General features: G+C 64.0%; 17 protein-coding genes. 9 read left to right on the forward strand and 8 right to left on the reverse strand.

The genetic code is table 11. The features are described 5' to 3' along the window. The first annotated feature begins 132 nt into the window (after positions 1-132). The 5 genes from NKJ46_RS08085 (at position 133) to NKJ46_RS08105 (ending at position 6,343) form a co-directional block, all read left to right on the forward strand. The gene (locus tag NKJ46_RS08085; protein ID WP_352663855.1) at positions 133-960 is read left to right on the forward strand and encodes a ferredoxin--NADP reductase; all 828 of its coding nucleotides are present in this window, start codon (positions 133-135) and stop codon (positions 958-960) included. Between the two features lie 163 nt (positions 961-1,123). After that, the gene (deoC, locus tag NKJ46_RS08090) at positions 1,124-2,173 is read left to right on the forward strand and encodes a deoxyribose-phosphate aldolase (protein ID WP_352663857.1); all 1,050 of its coding nucleotides are present in this window, start codon (positions 1,124-1,126) and stop codon (positions 2,171-2,173) included. A 13-nt stretch (positions 2,174-2,186) separates the two neighbouring features. Beyond that, on the forward strand, positions 2,187-4,559 hold the full coding sequence (locus NKJ46_RS08095; protein ID WP_352663859.1) for an aldehyde dehydrogenase family protein: 2,373 nt from the start codon (positions 2,187-2,189) through the stop codon (positions 4,557-4,559). Between the two features lie 177 nt (positions 4,560-4,736). Then, on the forward strand, positions 4,737-5,468 hold the full coding sequence (locus NKJ46_RS08100; RefSeq protein WP_254815741.1) for an SDR family oxidoreductase: 732 nt from the start codon (positions 4,737-4,739) through the stop codon (positions 5,466-5,468). Positions 5,469-5,497: 29 nt separating this feature from the next. Further along, complete coding sequence (locus NKJ46_RS08105; RefSeq protein ID WP_352663861.1) at positions 5,498-6,343, forward strand: fumarylacetoacetate hydrolase family protein; 846 nt, start codon at positions 5,498-5,500, stop codon at positions 6,341-6,343. Positions 6,344-6,551: 208 nt separating this feature from the next. Here NKJ46_RS08105 and NKJ46_RS08110 read toward each other — a convergent pair whose 3' ends face one another. The 6 genes from NKJ46_RS08110 to NKJ46_RS08135 form a co-directional block, all read right to left on the reverse strand. Further along, positions 6,552-7,550 carry an ABC transporter ATP-binding protein gene (locus tag NKJ46_RS08110; RefSeq protein ID WP_352663863.1) on the reverse strand — a complete coding sequence of 333 codons (999 nt, stop codon included), beginning with the start codon at positions 7,548-7,550 and terminating at the stop codon, positions 6,552-6,554. Positions 7,551-7,565: 15 nt separating this feature from the next. Then, positions 7,566-8,627 carry a Gfo/Idh/MocA family protein gene (locus NKJ46_RS08115; protein ID WP_352663865.1) on the reverse strand — a complete coding sequence of 354 codons (1,062 nt, stop codon included), beginning with the start codon at positions 8,625-8,627 and terminating at the stop codon, positions 7,566-7,568. After that, positions 8,624-9,463 carry a carbohydrate ABC transporter permease gene (locus NKJ46_RS08120; protein ID WP_023718923.1) on the reverse strand — a complete coding sequence of 280 codons (840 nt, stop codon included), beginning with the start codon at positions 9,461-9,463 and terminating at the stop codon, positions 8,624-8,626. Before NKJ46_RS08120 ends, NKJ46_RS08115 begins: the two co-directional genes overlap by 4 nt. A 12-nt stretch (positions 9,464-9,475) precedes the next feature. After that, on the reverse strand, positions 9,476-10,399 hold the full coding sequence (locus NKJ46_RS08125) for a carbohydrate ABC transporter permease (RefSeq protein WP_023718922.1): 924 nt from the start codon (positions 10,397-10,399) through the stop codon (positions 9,476-9,478). A gap of 240 nt (positions 10,400-10,639) precedes the next feature. Beyond that, positions 10,640-11,899: an ABC transporter substrate-binding protein gene (locus NKJ46_RS08130; protein WP_352663867.1), complete on the reverse strand. Its 1,260-nt coding sequence runs from the start codon at positions 11,897-11,899 to the stop codon at positions 10,640-10,642. Positions 11,900-11,901: 2 nt separating this feature from the next. Then, positions 11,902-12,861, reverse strand: coding sequence for an N-acetylmuramic acid 6-phosphate etherase (locus tag NKJ46_RS08135; RefSeq protein WP_352663869.1), 960 nt, complete (start codon positions 12,859-12,861; stop codon positions 11,902-11,904). A gap of 199 nt (positions 12,862-13,060) precedes the next feature. On the opposite strand from NKJ46_RS08135, the gene NKJ46_RS08140 reads away from it, so the two are divergent. From NKJ46_RS08140 to nagA, 4 genes are read left to right on the forward strand one after another with little or no spacing between them, the layout of a single operon-like run. Next, positions 13,061-13,942, forward strand: coding sequence for a glucosamine kinase nucleotide-binding domain-containing protein (locus NKJ46_RS08140; RefSeq protein ID WP_352663871.1), 882 nt, complete (start codon positions 13,061-13,063; stop codon positions 13,940-13,942). Then, positions 13,939-14,721, forward strand: a complete 783-nt coding sequence (locus NKJ46_RS08145; protein ID WP_352663873.1) for a GntR family transcriptional regulator — start codon at positions 13,939-13,941, stop codon at positions 14,719-14,721. The genes NKJ46_RS08140 and NKJ46_RS08145 overlap by 4 nt, the downstream gene beginning before the upstream one ends. Further along, positions 14,718-15,749 carry an SIS domain-containing protein gene (locus tag NKJ46_RS08150; RefSeq protein ID WP_352663875.1) on the forward strand — a complete coding sequence of 344 codons (1,032 nt, stop codon included), beginning with the start codon at positions 14,718-14,720 and terminating at the stop codon, positions 15,747-15,749. The genes NKJ46_RS08145 and NKJ46_RS08150 overlap by 4 nt, the downstream gene beginning before the upstream one ends. Beyond that, entirely contained in the window at positions 15,746-16,924 is a 1,179-nt protein-coding gene (nagA, locus tag NKJ46_RS08155) for an N-acetylglucosamine-6-phosphate deacetylase (RefSeq protein WP_352663877.1), read from the forward strand. The genes NKJ46_RS08150 and nagA overlap by 4 nt, the downstream gene beginning before the upstream one ends. Here nagA and NKJ46_RS08160 read toward each other — a convergent pair. Both NKJ46_RS08160 and rpe read right to left on the reverse strand, forming a co-directional pair. Further along, positions 16,921-18,444, reverse strand: coding sequence for a malonate--CoA ligase (locus tag NKJ46_RS08160; RefSeq protein ID WP_352663879.1), 1,524 nt, complete (start codon positions 18,442-18,444; stop codon positions 16,921-16,923). The two genes, nagA and NKJ46_RS08160, sit on opposite strands and share 4 nt — an antisense overlap. A 40-nt stretch (positions 18,445-18,484) precedes the next feature. After that, positions 18,485-19,162, reverse strand: a complete 678-nt coding sequence (gene rpe, locus NKJ46_RS08165) for a ribulose-phosphate 3-epimerase (RefSeq protein ID WP_352663881.1) — start codon at positions 19,160-19,162, stop codon at positions 18,485-18,487. Positions 19,163-19,178 lie beyond the last annotated feature (16 nt).

The raw sequence follows: 19,178 nt of genomic DNA on the forward strand, positions 1-19,178 counted from the left end.
TATACTAATAAATTCCGGACACAAGAGCTTACCGCTTCGGAGTGTGCAAACGGCACGCTGGAACCTGACCGGTTCGGGCGCGCAGGTGAAGATTTGGCGCGGGCGCTGAGCTGGCCCGGAAGGTTAGGTTTGATGAACACCACATCCGCGTTCAACACTGCCGGCGCCCGGCCGTTGCAGTTCCCGATACCGGCCAATGTCTATGCCGAAACTGTCGTCTCGGTGAAGCACTATACCGACCGGCTGTTTTCGTTCCGCATCACCCGGCCGCAGTCGCTGCGCTTCCGCTCCGGCGAGTTCGTCATGATCGGCCTGCCAAATGCCGAGAAGCCGGTGTTCCGCGCCTATTCGATCGCCAGCCCTGCCTGGGACGACGAACTCGAATTCTTCTCGATCAAAGTGCCGGACGGCCCGCTCACTTCGGAGCTGCAGAAGATCCAGATCGGCGACACCGTCATCATGCGGCAGAAGTCGACCGGTACGCTGGTGGTCGACGCACTGACGCCGGCCAAGCGCTTGTTCATGATCTCGACAGGCACCGGCATCGCGCCCTTCGCCAGCCTGCTGCGCGATCCCGACACCTATGAGAAGTTCGAGCAGGTGGTCCTGACCCATACCTGCCGAGACAATGCTGAACTCACCTACGGCCAGGAGCTGGTGGCCGCACTGGAGAATGATCCGCTGATCGGCGAGCTGACCGGTGGCCGCGTCACGCTCTACAATTCAACGACGCGTGAGACCTCCGAGTGCATGGGCCGCATCACCGCGCTGATCGGCTCGGGCAAATTCTACACCGATCTCGGCATCGACAAGCTCAATCCCGAGACCGACCGCATCATGATCTGCGGCTCGATGCATATGCTGAAGGACGTCAAGGAGCTGGCTGAAAGCCACGGCTTCCAGGAAGGCTCGCTGCATCATCCGGCAAGCTTCGTCGTCGAGCGCGCCTTCGTCGGCTGAGACGCGGCAGCTCAGCGTCCACTGGTTTGCGACCTTGATTTTGATCATACGGTCAAAAATCGGCTGCCTTGACTGCCTTTTTCCGCTATGACCGCTTGAAGGACTCGTGAAGCGCTGCTTCACGGTCTATCTTCGGCATAAGTCGCTGAACAAGGGGCAGGAGATGAGCAGCACAATCCGCGAAACCGATCTCGGCACGTCCAAGATCACGCCGCTGCCGGCGCGCGCCGCCGCCAATGCGCCGGTGCCGCAGGTCCATGGCATTGCCCGCAATCCCGGCATGAGGCTCGATCTCGGCTTCATGGAATCGGTGCGCAGCGTCAACCGTTCGGCGCTGGAACGCCGCGTCGCCAGCCTGACCAAACGACGCTCGATCAAGGCCGATAACCAGGCCGCCTGGCTGCTGCGCGCCGTCGCTTGCATGGACCTGACGACGCTGAACTCGAACGACACGGAAGAGCGCGTGCGCCGGCTCTGTGCCAAGGCAGTCAACCCGTTCCGCCGCGACATTGCCGAGGGGCTCGGCATTACCGGTGAACAGATCCGCCCGGCGGCGGTCTGCGTCTATCATCCCTTCGTCGCCACTGCCGTCGAGGCGCTGCGCGGCAGCGGCGTCCATGTCGCCGCCGTTTCGACGGCTTTCCCGCATGGCCTTGCCCCACTTTCGACGCGCCTGCAGGAGATCGAAGCATCGGTCCGCGACGGCGCCGACGAGATCGACGTCGTCATCCCGCGCGGCCTGGTATTCGGGGCGAAATGGCAAGAGCTCTATAACGAGATTGTCTCGATGCGCGCCGCTTGCGGCGAGGCGCATCTGAAGGTGATCCTCGGCACCGGCGACCTCGCGACGCTGCGCAACGTCATGCTCGCCTCGATGGTGGCGATGATGGCGGGCGCAGATTTCATCAAGACCTCCACGGGCAAGGAAAGCGTCAACGCGACGCTGCCGGTTGGCCTTGCCATGGTGCGCGCCATCCGCGCCTATTTCGAGGAAACCGGCTATCTCATCGGCTTCAAGCCGGCCGGTGGCATTTCCACGGCAAAAGCCTCGCTCGATTGGCTGGTGCTGATGAAAGAAGAACTGGGCCGGCCGTGGCTGGAGCCGGAGCTGTTTCGCTTCGGAGCATCAAGCCTTTTGACCGACATCGAGCGCCAACTCGAGCATCATCTGACAGGCCACTACTCGGCCAATCATCGCCACGCGATGGCGTGATTCGGAGCGCTTCATGAACATTCTCGAACGCTATCACGCCATGGATTACGGGCCGGCGCCGGAAGCCCGCAACGAGGCCGATGGGTGGCTTGCCGCGCGGGATTTCGGCAAAGCGCTGTTCATCGGCGGCGACTGGAAGGCAGCCAGCGGAGGCAAGACCTTCGACACCAGCGATCCCGCCTCCGGCAAATTGCTGGCCAAGGTGTCGGACGCTGGTGCCGCCGATATCGACGCTGCGGTTTCGGCCGCCACAAAAGCGCTGCCGAAATGGAGCGCCAGCACCGGCTACAGCCGAGCCAAAGTGCTCTATGCCATCGGCCGCGCCATGCAACGTCACCAACGGCTGTTCGCGGTGCTGGAATCGATCGACAACGGCAAGCCGATCCGCGAAAGCCGCGACATCGACGTGCCGCTCGCCATCCGCCATTTCATCCATCATGCCGGCTGGGCGCAGGCGCTGGACAGGGATTTTCCAGGCCATAAGGGCGTCGGCGTCGTCGGCCAGATCATCCCGTGGAACTTCCCGCTCTTGATGCTCGCCTGGAAGATCGCGCCGGCGCTCGCCGCGGGCTGCACCGTGGTGCTCAAACCCGCGGAATTCACGCCGCTCACCGCCATCCTCTTTGCCGAGATCTGCCGACGCGCCGGCGTGCCGAAGGGCGTCGTCAACATCGTCCAGGGCGGGCCGGAGGCGGGCGCGGCCATCGTCAACCATCCCGGCATCCAGAAGATTGCCTTCACCGGTTCGTCCGAGGTCGGCAAGATCATCCGCAAGGCCACTGCCGGCTCGGGCAAGAAACTGTCGCTGGAGCTTGGCGGCAAGTCGGCCTTTGTCGTTTTCGAGGATGCCGACCTCGACAGCGCCGTCGAAGGTCTGGTCGACGGCATCTGGTTCAACCAGGGCCAGGTCTGCTGTGCCGGCTCGCGCCTGCTGGTGCAGGAAGGCATCGCCGACGCCTTCATCGCCAAGGTCAAGACGCGGATGAGCCGGCTGCGCGTCGGCAGCCCGCTCGACAAGAACACCGACATCGGCCCGCTGGTCGATTTGACCCAGCTCGATCGCGTCAAGGGCCTGATCGCCGAAGGCGCCAAGCAGGGCGCGATCTGCTGGCAGCCGGACTCGGCACTGCCCGCCTCGGGCTATTACCATCTGCCAACGCTGGCGACAGGTGTTTCGCCGACTAACATTCTGGCACAGGAAGAGGTGTTCGGGCCGGTGCTCGCCACCATGACCTTCCGCAACACCGAGGAAGCGGTCGAGCTTGCCAACAACACGCGCTATGGCCTGGCCGCTTCGGTGTGGAGCGAGAACATCAATCTTGCGCTGCACGTCGCGCCGCAATTGAAGGCCGGCGTCGTCTGGGTCAACGGCACCAATATGTTCGACGCCGCCTGCGGTTTCGGCGGCTATCGCGAGAGCGGCTTTGGCCGCGAAGGCGGGCGCGAGGGCATGTTCGAATATCTCTCGGCAAAACTGCCGCTCAGCCCGACCATCAAACCGGCAACGTCTTCGGCCCAACCTGTCGAGCAGCCGGAAGGCGACGCCATCGACCGCACGGCAAAACTGTTCATCGGCGGCAAGCAGGTCCGGCCGGACGGAAATTATTCCTTCGCCGTCGCCACCGCCAAGGGCAAGCTTGCCGGCGAGGCCGGGCTCGGCAACCGCAAGGATATCCGTGACGCCGTCGCGGCCGCGCGCGCCTGCAAGGCCTGGCCGGAGGCGACCGCCTACAACCGCAGCCAGGTGCTCTACTACCTGGCCGAAAACCTTTCCGGCCGCGCCGACGAGTTTGCCGCCCGTTTGACCCAGCTCACCGGCGCGACCGCCAAGGCGGCGCGCGACGAGGTCGAGCTGTCGATCGAGCGCCTGTTCCTCTATGCCGGCTTGGCCGACAAATTCGAGGGCCGCGTCCACCAGCCGCCAGCCCGCGCCGTCACACTGGCACTGCACGAACCGGTCGGCGTCGTCGGTATCGTCGCGCCGGACAATGCGCCTTTGCTCGGCCTGATCTCGCTGGTGGCGCCTGCGCTCGCCATGGGCAACACCGTGGTCGCCGTGCCGTCCGAAAAATACCCGCTGCTTGCCACCGACCTCTACCAGGTCATCGAATATTCCGACGTTCCGGCGGGCGCCATCAATATCGTCACCGGCCGTAGCGCCGAGCTGGCCGGCGTACTGGCCAAGCATGACGATGTTGACGGGCTCTGGGTGTTCGCCGATGCCGAGACTTGCGCCAAGGCCGAGGCCGAGTCCATCGGCAATCTCAAACGCGTCTGGACCGGCAACGGCCACAGCCTCGACTGGGCGTTGAACGAAGCAGCCGGCGATACCCTGCTGCGCCGTGCGATCGAGGTCAAGAACGTCTGGGTGCCCTACGGCGACTGAATGTCCCGGAAGGACGTCCGGGCTTGACGAGCCAAAAGATGTTCTTTACCGAGAAAAAACATTTGGCTGGCAGGCGAATATCGAAACAGGCGGGATGGTAGTGCTCCCCTGGCACATTGCGCCCCGGCCTTGTGCCGGTAAAAAGCCGAACGATCATAGACGGGCGAGGAGAAAAGCATGGCGGATCTGACAGGCAAAATCGTTGTCGTCACGGCGGCGGCGCAAGGCATCGGCCGGGCGAGCGCCCTGGCTTTCGCCAAGGCCGGCGCCGTCGTCCATGCCACCGACATCAACGAGGTGGTGCTCGCCGACCTCGGCAAGACGCCCGGCATCAAGACCCGCAAGCTGGATGTGCTGAACGACGAGGCGGTGAACGCCGCTTTTGCCGAGATCGGCGCCGTCGACGTGCTGTTCAATTGCGCCGGCTTCGTCCATTCCGGGTCGATCCTCGAGATGAAGGACGGCGATCTCGACTTTGCCTATGACCTCAATGTTCGCTCGATGATCCGCACCATCCGCGCCGTGCTGCCCGGCATGCTGGAGCGCGGCGACGGCTCGATCATCAACATGGCATCGCTGGCCAGTTCGACCAAGGGCGTGCCGAACCGCTTCGTTTACGGGCTGACCAAGGCAGCCGTCATCGGCCTGACCAAATCGGTCGCGGCCGACTATGTCGGCAAGGGCATACGCTGCAATGCGATCTGTCCGGGCACGGTCGAAAGCCCGTCGCTGCAGGACCGCATGCATGCGCAGGGCGATTACGAAGCAGCTCGCGCGGCCTTCATCGCCCGCCAGCCGATGGGCCGCCTCGGCACACCCGAGGAAATCGCCGATCTCGCCGTCTATCTCGCTGGCGCCACCTATACGTCGGGGCAGGCTTATAATATCGACGGTGGCTGGTCGATCTAAGCTCATCTCAAATCAAGGAGAGGAATTCTATGAAACTGCTGCGCTATGGCGAGGCGGGGAGCGAACGCCCCGGCCTGCTCGATGCCGATGGAACGATCCGCGACCTCTCCGCCCATGTCACCGACATTGCCGGCAAGGCGCTTGACCCGGCATCGCTTGAGACATTGTCGAAGCTCGATGTGAAATCTTTGCCGGCGGTTTCCGGCAAGCCGCGGATCGGCGCCTGCGTCGCCGGCACCGGCAAATTCATCTGCATCGGCCTCAACTATTCCGACCACGCCGCCGAAACCGGCGCCACCGTGCCGCCGGAGCCGATCATCTTCATGAAGGCAAGCTCGGCCATTGTCGGGCCGAATGACGACGTGCTGATCCCCCGCGGCTCGGTGAAGACCGACTGGGAAGTTGAGCTCGGCGTGGTCATCGGCAAGACCGCAAAATATGTCACCGAAGCCGAGGCGCTGGACTATGTCGCCGGTTACTGCGTCGCGCATGACGTCTCCGAGCGCGCCTTCCAGGCCGAGCGCCAGGGCCAGTGGACCAAGGGCAAGAGCTGCGACACGTTCGGGCCGATCGGTCCGTGGCTGGTGACCAAGGACGAGGTCAAGGACCCGCAGAACATCCCTATGTGGCTGACGGTCAACGGCAAGACGATGCAGAACGGCTCGACCAAGACCATGGTCTTCGGCGTCGCTTATCTCGTCTCCTATCTCAGCCAGTTCATGTCGCTGCACCCGGGCGATATCATCTCGACCGGCACGCCGCCCGGCGTCGGCCTCGGCATGAAGCCGCCGGTGTTCCTGAAGCCCGGCGATGTGGTCGAGCTCGGTATCGAAGGGCTTGGTATACAGAAGCAGACGTTCAAGGCGGATTTGTAGAAACCTTCCCTTCTCCCCTTGTTGTGGGAGAAGGTGGATCGGCGCGCAGCGCCGAGACGGTTGAGGGGTGTTGGAAGAAACGAGGCATGAAAACATCAGGGGATTTTAGGCACGTACGCTTTCAGGGCAGCGATCCTTCCAGCACCCCTCATCCGACCGAGCTTCGCTCGGCCACCTTCTCCCACAAGGGGAGAAGGGGAGTCGGCGCCTACTCCAGCACCTTGCCATCGGCTCCAAACCGGTATGTCTTCGCCGGATCCGGCGTCGCATAGAGCGTGGCGCCGGGTTCGGCGTTGTAGACGCCGAAGATGCGCACGGTGATCAAGCCGGCCTTCTCGCAGTCGAGATAGAGATTGGTGTCGGCGCCAAGGTGCTCGGCGTGGACGACCGTGCCTTTCCAGGCGCCGGATTTGGGATCCACCGTCAAATGTTCGGGACGGACGCCGATGGTCTTTGCCGTTTCGCCAAGCCTGGCACCGTCGACGAAATTCATCTTTGGTGAGCCGATAAAGCCGGCCACGAATTCATTTGCCGGCGAATTGTAAAGCTCCATCGGGCCGCCGATCTGCTCGATTTTTCCGGCGTTGAGGACGACGATCTTGTCGGCCAGCGTCATCGCCTCGACCTGGTCGTGGGTGACATAGATCATCGTGGCCTTCAGCCGGCGATGCAATTGCGCGATCTCCAGCCTGGTGTTGACGCGCAGCGCGGCATCGAGGTTCGACAACGGCTCGTCGAACAGGAAAAGCTTGGGTTCGCGCACCACGGCGCGGCCGATGGCGACGCGCTGGCGCTGGCCGCCGGACAATTCGGCCGGCCGCCTCTCGAGATAGGGCTCTAGCGACAGCATCGAGGAAGCGATGCCGATGCGGCGGTCGATCTCGGCCGTCGGCGTGCCCGCCTGCTTGAGGCCGAGGCCCATATTGTTCTTCACCGTCAGATGCGGGTAGAGCGCGTAGGTCTGGAACACCATGGCGATGCCGCGCTTGGCCGGCGGCGTTGCGGAGACGTCCGCCCCGTCGATGACCACGCGGCCCGAGGTCGAGTCCTCCAGTCCGGCGATGACCCTCAGCAACGTCGACTTCCCGCAGCCGGATGGACCGACGAAGACGACGAACTCGCCATCGGTCACTTCGAGGTTGATGCCCTTCAGCACCTCGACCGGCCCGAAGGCCTTTTTCACGTTCTCGATGTTCAGCGAGCCCACGGCTTAGTCCCTGTTCTAGAGTTTCACGGCGAGGCCGCTGCGTACGCTCTCGTCGGCGGCCAGGCAGACGGCGAGCGACTTCACCGCGTCATCCATGTGGCGGGTCAAGTCTAGATCCTCGCGGATCGCCTTCAGCACAAACGCCTGTTCCAGGTCGCAGAGGTCCTGATGGCCGGGCTCGCCTTGCATTGACAGCATCTCATCCGGTTTGGCGAACTTGCCGTCCGCGCCGGTTGCCGCACTGTGCAGGCGGATGGTCGAGGTCTTGGTGTGGGTATCGATGTCGTCGGACCTGGCGCCCTCCTTCATGACGATCGACACGGAGCCATTGGGCGAGATCACGTCTTTCACGAAGAAAGCCGTCTCCGAAATCATCGGCCCCCAGCCGGCCTCGTACCAGCCGACCGAGCCGTCGTCGAACAGCACCTGCAGGTGCCCGTAATTGTACATCGACGTTGCGATCTCGTCGCTCAGCCGCAGCCCCATGCCACGCACCTCGACCGGCCTGGCGTCGGTGATCTGCAGCATCACGTCGAGATAATGCACGCCGCAATCGACGATCGGCGACGTCGTCTGCATCAGCTGCTTGTGCGTCTCCCAGGTATGTCCTGAGGATTGCTGGTTGAGGTTCATGCGGAACACGTAAGGGCCGCCGAGCTTCCGCGCCTCGGCGATCAGCCTGATCCAGGACGGGTGGTGGCGCAGGATATAGCCGATCACCAGTTTCTTGCCGTTGGCCTTGGCTGCTGCGACGACGCGTTCTGCATCGGCGACCGTCGTTGCCAGCGGCTTTTCGACGAAGACATGGCAGCCGGCCTCGAATGCCTTGACGGCATAGTCGGCATGGCTGTCGGAATAGGTGGCGATGCAGGCGACGTCTGGCTTTTCATCGCGCAGCGCCTCGTCGAAGGAACGCCGGATGGCGTAGGTCGAAAGCCCTTCCGGCAGCGGCACATCGGAGCGGTTGACCAGCGCGGCGATCTGAAACCCCGGATTAGTGTGATAGGCCAGCGCATGGCTGCGCCCCATATTGCCGAGGCCGGCGACGACAACGCGAAGGGGTGTTTGCGAATTCACTTGACCGCTCCCGAAGTGATACCGCGGATCAGCTGCCGCGAGAAGATGACGTAGAGGATCAGCACCGGCATGATCGCCAGCGACAGGGCGGCCAGGATGGCGTTCCAGTTGGTGACGAACTGGCCGAGGAACAATTGTGCGCCCAGCGTCACCGTCTTGGTCTCCTCCGACGGCGCCAGGATCAGCGGGAACCACAGATCGTTCCAGATCGGGATCATGGTGAAGACCGCGACCGTCGCCATCGATGGCCGCACAAGCGGCAGCACCAGCCGGAAAAAGATCGTGTATTCGGACAGGCCATCGATCCTGCCCGCATTCTTCAGATCGTCGGAGACCTGCTTCATGAATTCCGACAGGATGAAAACGGCCAGCGGCAGGCCCTGCGCCGTGTAGACCAGGATCAGCGCCGTCAGCGTGTTGACCAGTCCACTCGCCACCATCAACTGCAGGATGGCGACGGTGCCGAGGCGGATCGGGATCATGATGCCGAGCGCCAGGTAAAGCCCCATCAGCGAATTGCCACGAAAGCGGTATTCCGACAGCGCGAACGCAGCCATGGCGCCGAACAAAAGCACGAAGAACAGCGAGGCGACGGTGACGACAAGGCTGTTCTGGAAATAGTGGATGAAGTCGCCCTGGCCGATCACCGTGGTGTAGCCGATCAGGTCGAAGGTCCCCGGCGTCGGCGGCGTCAGCGGCGCACCGAAGATACCGGCACGCGATTTGAACGAATTCATGATCACGAGGATCACCGGAAACAGCGCGATCGCGGTGTAGGTCAATAGGATCGCGTGGGCGCCGATGGTGCGGGGCAGCGAGCGGGTTGCGGTGCTCATGGTCACGCTCCCCTAAAACTGGTAGCGACGCAAGCGCGTCTGCACGAGGAACAGATAGACGCAGACGCCGCCGAGGATGATCAGGAACATCATCGTGGCGATCGCCGCGCCCATGTTGGGATCGCCGACCTGGAGCTGGAAGCCGAAGAAAGCGCGGTAGAGGAAGGTGCCGAGAATATCCGTTGAATAGTTCGGTCCGGCCAGCGCGCCTTGCGCGGTGTAGATCAGGTCGAAAGCGTTGAAATTGCCGACGAACGTCAGGATCGAGATGATGCCGATCGACGGCAGGATCAGCGGCAGCTTGATCTTCCAGAACTGCGCCATACCGGTGATCCCGTCGCATTCGGCAGCCTCGATCACCTCTTCGGGGATGGACAGCAATGCCGCATAGATCAGCATCATCGGGATGCCGACGAACTGCCAGACCGAAATCAGGCTGAGCGCGGTCAGCGCGTATTGCGCCTTGCCTAGCCAGGGCGTGAACAGGCTTTTCAGGCCGACAAGGTCCATCATATGCGGCGCCACGCCCCATAGCGGCGACAGGATCAGCTTCCAGGCGAAGCCGACGATGACGAAGGACAGGATCGTCGGCACGAAGATCGCCGTGCGGTAGAAGGCGGAAAACCGCAGCCTGGGGCTGGACAGAAGTGCTGCCAAAAGGACGCCGATCGGATTCTGCACCAGCATGTGGATGATGAAGAACCAGACATTGTTCCTGAGCGCATTCCAGAAATTGACCGACCAGTTGGGATCGCCGAACAGCATGCGGAAATTTTCCAGTCCGACGAAGACCTGCGACTGATTGATGTTGCGGAACAAGGAAAGCTGCAGCGTGCCGGCCAGCGGCAGGATCATGATCGCCGTATAGACCAGCAACGCCGGCGCCAGGAAAACGCCGATATGCCAACGGAATGGTCTTTTCGGTGCTGCGGCCATGCGTTCGGTCCCCGCCGATCAGGTCTTGCAATTGCCGTCAAAGGGCACGGCGCCTCCCTCCCCCTCGAGGGGAGGGTGCCTCGCGAAGCGAGGCAGGTGGGGTCGGCCGAGGCAGCGCGCCATCGTCGTTCGACCGCGCCTTTCAGCAACGATCAAGCCGCGGCCTGCCTCGACCGACCCCCTCTGTCGCCTTCGGCGACATCTCCCCCTCGAGGGGGGAGACAACGCTTCGCCGCGCTCTTACTTTGCCGGCTTGTACCAGCTGTCGAGGCCGTCCTGCAGCTTCTTGGCGGCAGCTTCCGGCGTATCGGTGTCGTTGATGACGTTGGCCGATTCAACCCAGGTCTCGTTCTCGAGGTTTGGCGTGCCGCGCGACAGGATCTGGTAGGTCGAGCGGATCGTCGACTTGCACTTGCCGCGCCAGGAGACGAATTCCTGGGCCAGCGGGTCTTCCATCTTCACCGGGGTGTTGTTCAGGCTGAAGAAGCCCGGCAGCGCGTTGGCGTAGATGGTGGCGAAATCCGGCGAGGCCACCCAGGACAGGAAGGTCTTGGCCGCATCCGCGTTCTTCGAAGCCGCATTGAGGCCCATGCCGATATCGGTGTGGTCGGAGATGTAGCAGGTGTCGCCGGCCTTCTGCACCGGCGGCGGGAAGGCGCCCATCTTGAACTGCGCCTGCGTGTTGAACAGGCCGATCTCCCACGAGCCGGCCGGGTAGATGGCGGCGCGGCCGAGCGTGAACAGGTTCTGGCTGTCCGGATAGGTCTGCGCCTCGAAGCCGTCGCCGAGATAGTCCTTCCACTTGGCCAGTTCCTTGAAGGGCTCGACCCACTGCGGATCGGTCAGCTTCTGCTCGCCCTTGATCAGCGCCAGGCGGCCTTCCTCGCCCTTCCAGTAGTTCGGTCCGATGTTCTGGTAGCCCATGGTCGCCGCTTCCCAAAGATCCTTGGTGCCCATCGCCATCGGGATGTAGGTGCCGTCGGCCTTGATCTTGTCGAGCGCGGCGTAGAACTCCTCATTGGTCTCCGGCACTTTGAGGCCGAGCTTGTCGAAGGCGTCCTTGTTGTAGATGAAGCCATGGATGACCGAGGCCATCGGCACGCAGAAGCTCACCTTGCCGTCGTCGGTCTGCCAGGCCGCCTTGGCCACTGGCGAGAAGTTCTCCATGCCGGGCAGGGTCGAGATATCGGCAAGATTGCCCTTCTTGAACAGTTCCAGCGATTTGTCGAACGGGCGGCAGGTGATCAGGTCGCCGGCCGAGCCGGCGGCGAGCTTGGCGCCCAGCGCCGCGTCATATTCGGTTGGCGCCGACGGCGCGAACACCACCTTGATGCCCGGGTTCTTGGCTTCGAAGGCCGGGATCAGCTTGTCCTTCCAGATGGCAAGGTCGTCGCCGCGCCAGCTTTCGATGTTGAGCGTTACGTCGTCGGCATAAGCCACCCCGGCGGAGCCGAGAATGCTGGTGCCGAGAAGAAGTGCCGTCAGTAGCTTCGTTGTCATGCTCAGTCTCCCTGTTGACCTTTTTCAGGTTCGGTTTTGATGAGAACAGAGGCATTGCGCCCCTTGTTCCCCTCGATCGCGGAAAGGGCGGGCCGCAGCCTGTGGCCGGTCCCTTCCAATATCTTCTCGGCTGCATCGGCGCTGGCGGCGCCGGCGGCGAGCAGAATGGCGGTCTTGACGACACCGCCGCTCTTTTCGAGCAGGCGCGCCGCCTCGTCCTTGTCGCGCCCGCTGACGGCGGCCACGATGCGTGCGGCGCGGTCGCGCAGCTTGATGTTGTCGGCCATGAGGTTGACCATGTAGCCGTCATGGACATGGCCGAGATGGATGGCGGCGAGCGTCGACAGCATGTTGAGCGCGATCTTCTGGGCGGTGCCGGCGCCCATGCGCGTCGAGCCGGCAATCAGCTCCGGCGGCGTTTCGAGCAGGATGGCGATGTCGGCCAGCCGCAGCAGCGGCGCATCCCTGTTGTTGGCGATGGCAATGGTCGCCGCACCGCGGCGCCTGGCGTCCTCGATCGCCCTGACAGCATAAGGTGTCGAGCCGCTGGCCGAGACGGCGATCAGGCAGTCGCCCTTGCCGATGCGGGCAGCGGCGACCGATACCGAAGCTTCCTCGGTGTCGTCCTCCGGCCCGCCGGCCAGTGTCTTGAAGGCCTCATCGCCGCCGGCGATCAGGATGGCGATACGGTCGCGCTGGATGCCGAAAGTGCCCGGCAGCTCAAGCGCATCGGCCAGTGCCATCAGGCCCGAACTGCCGGCAGCCGCATAGGCGAGCTTGCCGCCGCTTTTCAGTCTGCTTGCGATGATTTCGGCTGCCGCGGCAATGGCAGGAATGGCGCCGTGCACGGCCTTGGCGGCCTCGATCTGTGCGTTGGCCAAGGAGGAAAGGACGGCTTCCGGGGCCTGGATATCCAGTCCCTCGGCATTGTGGTGAAGCGCTTCGGTGCGCGTTTCGGCCATCCGCTTTCCTCCAATCGAGAAAACCATACCAAAAAAATACCACTTGTCCACACGCATTAATGAAATCGTTGCGGCGGTGCAGGCTTGCGGACGAAATTGGCTGATTTTCCAACAAACTACGCCTTAACTTTTTTGAAACAGAAATTAATCCTTGGCTATTGGTATTTTATTGGTATTATCCGCCCGGAGGAGAAATCGCGTGAAATTCGTGCTCGGCATCGATGGCGGCGGCACCAGCTGCAGGGCGGCCCTTGCAACGGCCGACGGCAGCCTCCTCGGCCGCGCCAAAAGCGGTGCCGCCAACATCCGCACCGATCTCACCGGCGCCAGGGCCAATATCGTCGATGCAGCGCACCAGGCCTTTGTCGCCGCGGGCAGAGATCCCGGACTGATCCCGCAAACTCCGGCCGTTCTCGGCCTTGCCGGCGCCAATGTCGGCACCTATCGGCAGCAGCTGGAAGCGATCCTGCCGTTCCGCAGCAGCCGTGTCGAGACCGACGCCGAGATCGCACTTGAAGGCGCGGTCGGCTCCGGCGACGGCGCCATGGCCATACTCGGCACCGGCACCGCCTATATGGCGCGCAAACAAGGCAAGTCGCGCGCCATCGGCGGCTGGGGGTTCCAGGTCGGCGACCAGGGCAGCGGCGCCCGTATCGGCCGCGACCTGCTCGAACAGACGCTGCTCGCCTATGACGGCATCCGCCAGGGATCGCCGCTGACAGAGGCCATGCTCGCCATCTTCCGCAACAATCCCGAGGATGTGGTCGAGTTCACCACCAATGCCAAGCCCGGCGACTTCGGCGGCTTCGCGCCCAAGGTGTTCGAACATGCCGAAAAAGGCGACGCCGTCGCTATCTCGATCCTCGACAAGGCGGTCGCCGATGTCGAGGCAGCGCTTGGCGTGCTCGACCTGGGTGGCGACGATCCGCTCTGCCTGCTCGGCGGGCTGGCGCCGCTTTACGCGCCGCGCCTGTCGGCCCGCTACCGGGCGCTGCTGAAACCGCCGCTCGACGACGCGCTGGGCGGCGCGGTGCAGATGGCGGTTCGGATTTTTGCGAACACGGCGGAGGCAGCGCGATGAGCGAGGCCGCCGACCAGATATTCGCGGCGCTGAGACAATCGTCGCAGAGCGGCGCACCGCTCTATCTGCAGCTGAGGAAAAGCATCGAGGATGCGGTCAAACGCGGGCTGATCGGACCGGGCGATGCGCTGCCATCGGAGCGCGACATCGCCAGCAAGGCCGATATTTCGCGCGTCACCGTGCGCAAGGCGGTGCAAGACCTGGTCAAGGGCGGCATCCTCGTCCAGCGGCATGGTTCCGGCACCTTCGTTGCGCCGCGCATGGAGCGCGTCGAGCAGTCGCTGTCGATGCTGACCTCGTTTACTGAAGACATGGCGCGGCGCGGCATGGCGGTGCGTTCGGCCTGGCTCGACCGCGGCCTCTATCCGCCGTCGCCCGACGAGATGATGGTGCTCGGCCTGGCGTCGAACGAACTGGTGGCGCGCGTGGCGCGCCTTCGCATCGCCAACGACACGCCGCTGGCGATCGAGCGCGCCTCGCTATCGACAAGCGTGCTGCCCGATCCGGCGGCGATCGGTTCGTCTCTCTACGCCGCGCTGGAAAAGACCGGCAACAGGCCGGTGCGGGCGGTGCAGCGCATTTCCGCCACCAATCTCGGCGATAGCGACGCGCATCTGCTGGAAGTGCCGCCGGGCATTGCCGGCCTGCACATCGAGCGTATCTCCTATCTGGCGAGCGGCAAGGTGATCGAGTTCACCCGCTCCATCTACAGGGGCGACGCCTATGATTTTGTCGCCGAACTCCGGCTGAGCGGGCCGGGCGAAGAGGGCCGGCCATGAGCGCAACAATTACCCATATGCGGCGCGAGATCGAGGAGATCCCGGAGGCCACCGCCCGCCTGCTCGACGGTTCGGCCGCGGTGCTGACGGAAGCCGGACGCGGCATTCGCGAGCGCGACCCGAATTTCGTCGTCACCGTGGCGCGCGGCTCGTCCGACCATGCCGCGACCTTCATGAAATATGCCGTGGAGCTGACCGCCGGGCTGGCGGTTGCATCGGTCGGCCCGTCGATCGCCTCGATCTATGGCGCCAAGCTGAAGCTGGGCGGCTCGGCCTGCCTGGCGATCTCGCAGTCCGGCAAGAGCCCGGACATCGTCGCAATGGCTCAAGCGGCGCGGGCCGGCGGATCGCTGACCGTCGCCATCACCAACACCGCCGATTCGCCGCTCGCGCGCGCCTCGGATTACGCCATCGATATCTTGGCCGGACCGGAGCTCAGCGTCGCGGCGACCAAGACCTTCGTCAATTCGGCGGTCGCCGGCCTCGCCTTGATGGCGCACAGCACCGGCGACGACAAGTTGCTCGCCGCACTCGCCCGCCTGCCGGAGCATTTTCGCAAGGCGATCGCCTGCGACTGGATGGCGCTGGCCGGGGCACTCGAGACGCAAAAATCTCTGTTCATCCTTGGCCGTGGCCCGTCGGCGGCGATCGCCAACGAGGCGGCGCTGAAATTCAAGGAAACCTGCGGCATGCATGCGGAAGCCTATAGTGCCGCCGAGGTCATGCACGGCCCACTGGCGCTGGTCGGTCCCGGCTTCCCTGTGCTGGCTCTGGCTGCTCGCGACGCCTCAGAGCCTTCGGTTGCCGAGACCGCCGACAGCCTGGCCGGCAAGGGCGCCGCCGTCTTTGTGACGTCGAACAAGGCAAAGGGCGCGCGGCCGCTGCCGCATGTCGCCACCGGTCATCCGCTGACCGACCCGCTGACGCTGATCGTGTCGTTCTATGGTTTCGTCGAGGCTTTTGCCCGCCATCGCGGCCTCGACCCCGACACGCCGCCCAATCTGCGCAAGGTGACGGAAACCCTATGAGCGATCGCTTTGCCCTGACTGGCGCCCGGATTTTCGATGGCGACGACTGGCACGACAATGCGGCGCTTGTCGTGCGCGACGGGCTCGTCGAGGCCATCGTTGCCGCCGGCGCCATTCCATCCAATGTTGCGCGTATCGAGACCGGCGGCGGCATGCTGGCGCCTGGCTTCGTCGATCTGCAGGTCAATGGCGGCGGCGGCGTTATGCTCAACGACCATCCCGACCTCGCCTCGATCGAGGCCATCTGCCGGGCGCACGCACCCTTCGGCACGACGGCGCTGTTGCCGACGCTGATTACCGACACGTCCGGGATCACCGCCGCGGCGGTTGCGGCCGGAGCCGAGGCGGCACGGAGGAAGGTGCCGGGGTTCCTGGGCCTGCATCTCGAAGGGCCACATCTGTCGATCGCCCGCAAGGGCGCGCATGACCCGGCTTTGATCCGGCCGATGCTAGACTCCGACCAGGCGATGCTGATCGCCGCACGGAAAAACCTGCCCGTGCTGCTGACGACGGTGGCGCCCGAATCCGTCGAGCCCGGCCAGGTGTCGGCACTTAGCAAGGCCGGCATTGTCGTCAGCATCGGCCATTCCGATACCGGCTATGCCGCGGCTCGCGCCTTTGCCGAGGCCGGCGCAACGGTGGTCACCCATCTGTTCAACGCAATGAGCCAGATCGGCAATCGCGAGCCGGGGCTGGCGGGCGCCGCAATCGATACCGGCACATTCTATGCCGGGATCATCGCCGACGGTATCCATGTCGATCCGGCCACCATGGCCATCGCCTTGCGCGCCAAGCAGGGGCCGGGCAAGATCCTGCTCGTCACCGACGCCATGGCGACGATCGGCACAGACATGACCTCGTTCACGTTGAACGGCCGCACCATCCACCGCAAGGATGGCAGGCTGACACTTGCCGACGGCACGCTGGCGGGCGCTGATCTCGACATGATTTCCGCGGTGCGCTTCGTGCACCGCGTCGTCGGCCTCGGCCTCGACGAAGCCTTGCGCATGGCCTCGCTCTATCCGGCGCAAGCGATCGGCCAGTCGCACCGGCACGGGCGCTTCGCCAAGGGAACCGCCGCCAACATCGTTTCGCTGTCAGACGATCTGGACATTAAAAGCGTCTGGATCGATGGCGCCAAGGTTTTTGCAGCTAACGCTATCCATCCGGCCTAGCCCGGTTTGGACGTATAGAGGTCCTTGTAGGCTTCGCGCAGCAGGTTCTTCTGCACCTTGCCCATCGTGTTGCGCGGCAGTTCGTCGACGAAGACCACCCGTTTCGGATGCTTGTACCTGGCGAGGCGCCCGGCGATGGCCTCGATGATCCCTGCGGCGCTGATGGTCGAGCCCGGCGCCCGCACCACGACAGCGGTGACGCCTTCGCCGAAATCCGGATGGACAACGCCGATGACAGCGCTTTCGGCGACACCAGGCAGCGCGTCGATCTCGCTCTCGACTTCCTTTGGATAGATATTGTAGCCGCCGGAAATGATCAGGTCCTTGCCGCGGCCGACGATGTGGACATAGCCGTCGGCATCGATCAGCCCGAGATCGCCGGTGATGAAGAACCCATCGTCACGGAATTCGGCCCTGGTCTTTTCCGGCATGCGCCAGTAGCCGCAAAAGACGTTCGGGCCCTTGACCTCGATCATGCCGACCTCGCCCCGGGCAAGTGTTTCGCCGCCATGGGGATCGGCGATGCGCAGGGAGATGCCGGGCAGGGGAAACCCGACTGTGCCTGCTCGCCGCTCGCCCTCATACGGGTTCGACGTGTTCATGTTGGTCTCGGTCATGCCGTAGCGCTCGAGGATGGCGTGGCCGGTGCGCTCTCGCCAGGTTCTGTGCGTCTCGGCCAAAAGCGGCGCCGAGCCGGAAATGAACAGGCGGATGTTTTTCGCCGCTTGCCGGTTCAAACCGTCCTGCTGCAGCAGGCGGACGTAGAAGGTCGGCACGCCCATCAGGACGGTGGCGCGCGGCAGCAGCGAGACGATGCAGGCCGGGTCGAATTTGGTTTCAAACAGCATCGAGGCGCCGGCCATCAGGACGACATTGGTGGCGACGAAAAGGCCATGCGTGTGGAAAACCGGCAGCGCGTGAATCAGCACGTCTGCGGCAGTGAAGCGCCAGAGGTCGACGAGCACCCGCGCATTCGAGGCGAGGTTTTCGTGGCTGAGCATGGCGCCTTTCGAACGGCCGGTGGTCCCGGACGTATAGAGGATCGCAGCAAGGTCGTCCGGTCCGCGCGCCACATCGTGGAAGTCCACGGCCGCCTCAGAGGCGCGATCGGTCAACGAACCCTCGCCCTTGCTGCCGAGTGTCGCGACCGCAGCGCCCGAGGCCTGCGCCAAAGCGCCTATCTCGGTCAGTCGCGCCGGGTCGCAGACGACCAGTCGCGGCTCGGCATCCCTGAAGAAATAGTCGAGCTCGGCCAGTGTATAGGCGGTGTTGAGCGGCAGGAAGATCGCGCCGGCACGCAGGCAGGCGAGATAAAGGAAAATGGCCTCGGGGCTCTTCTCGACCTGAACGGCGACGCGGTCGCCGGCTTCGACGCCCAGCTGCGACAGCGCATGTGCCAGTTGAGCGGAGCGCGCCAGCATTTCGCCATAGCTGATCGAGCGCCGATCCTCTGCCTCCATCAAAAGGCGTTCGGGCGCGGGCATCCGGGCACGGAAAGCATCGAACAGATGGTTGCTCATAAGTCCCCCGAGCCGCGGTTTCCGGGCCAGGCGGCAGCGGTCAGCCGGCCGCCTTGTCCGCCGCCGCCCTGATTGCCTCGATATTTGCCCGGTAGGCCTCGACGCTGCCGCCCTTGAAGATGGCCGCACCGGCGACCAGCACGCTGGCGCCGGCGGCGGTGACCAGGGGCGCAGTTTCAGGCGAAATGCCGCCGTCGATCTCGATCCTGATCGGCCTGCCACCGATCAGCGCCTTCACCCGCTTCACCTTGTCGACGATCGCCGGAATGAAGGCCTGGCCGCCGAAGCCCGGATTGACCGTCATGATCAGGACCAGATCAAGCCGGTCGAGCACGTATTCGATCATCGTTTCCGGTGTCGCCGGGTTGAGCGACACGCCGGCCTTCTTGCCAAGGTTTTTGATCGTCTGCAGCGACCGGTCGAGATGCGGCCCGGCCTCGGCATGCACCGTCATGCCGTCGCAGCCGGCCTCGGCGAAGGCCTCCAGATACGGATCGGCCGGCGCGATCATCAGATGGCAGTCGAAGAAGGCCTTGGTGCGGTTGCGGATCGCCTTGATCACCGGTGGCCCGAAGGTGATGTTGGGGACGAAATGCCCGTCCATGACGTCGAGATGTATCCAGTCGGCGCCGGCCGCCGCCACCGCCTCGACCTCGTCGCCGAGCTTCGAGAAATCGGAAGCCAGCACCGATGGCGCGATCAGGGTTTTTTTGCTCATGGTGCGGCCTTCCTGA

Origin of the sequence: Mesorhizobium sp. M0166 (assembly GCF_040322255.1) — a bacterium.
In the GTDB taxonomy this organism is placed as follows: Bacteria; Pseudomonadota; Alphaproteobacteria; order Rhizobiales; family Rhizobiaceae; genus Mesorhizobium.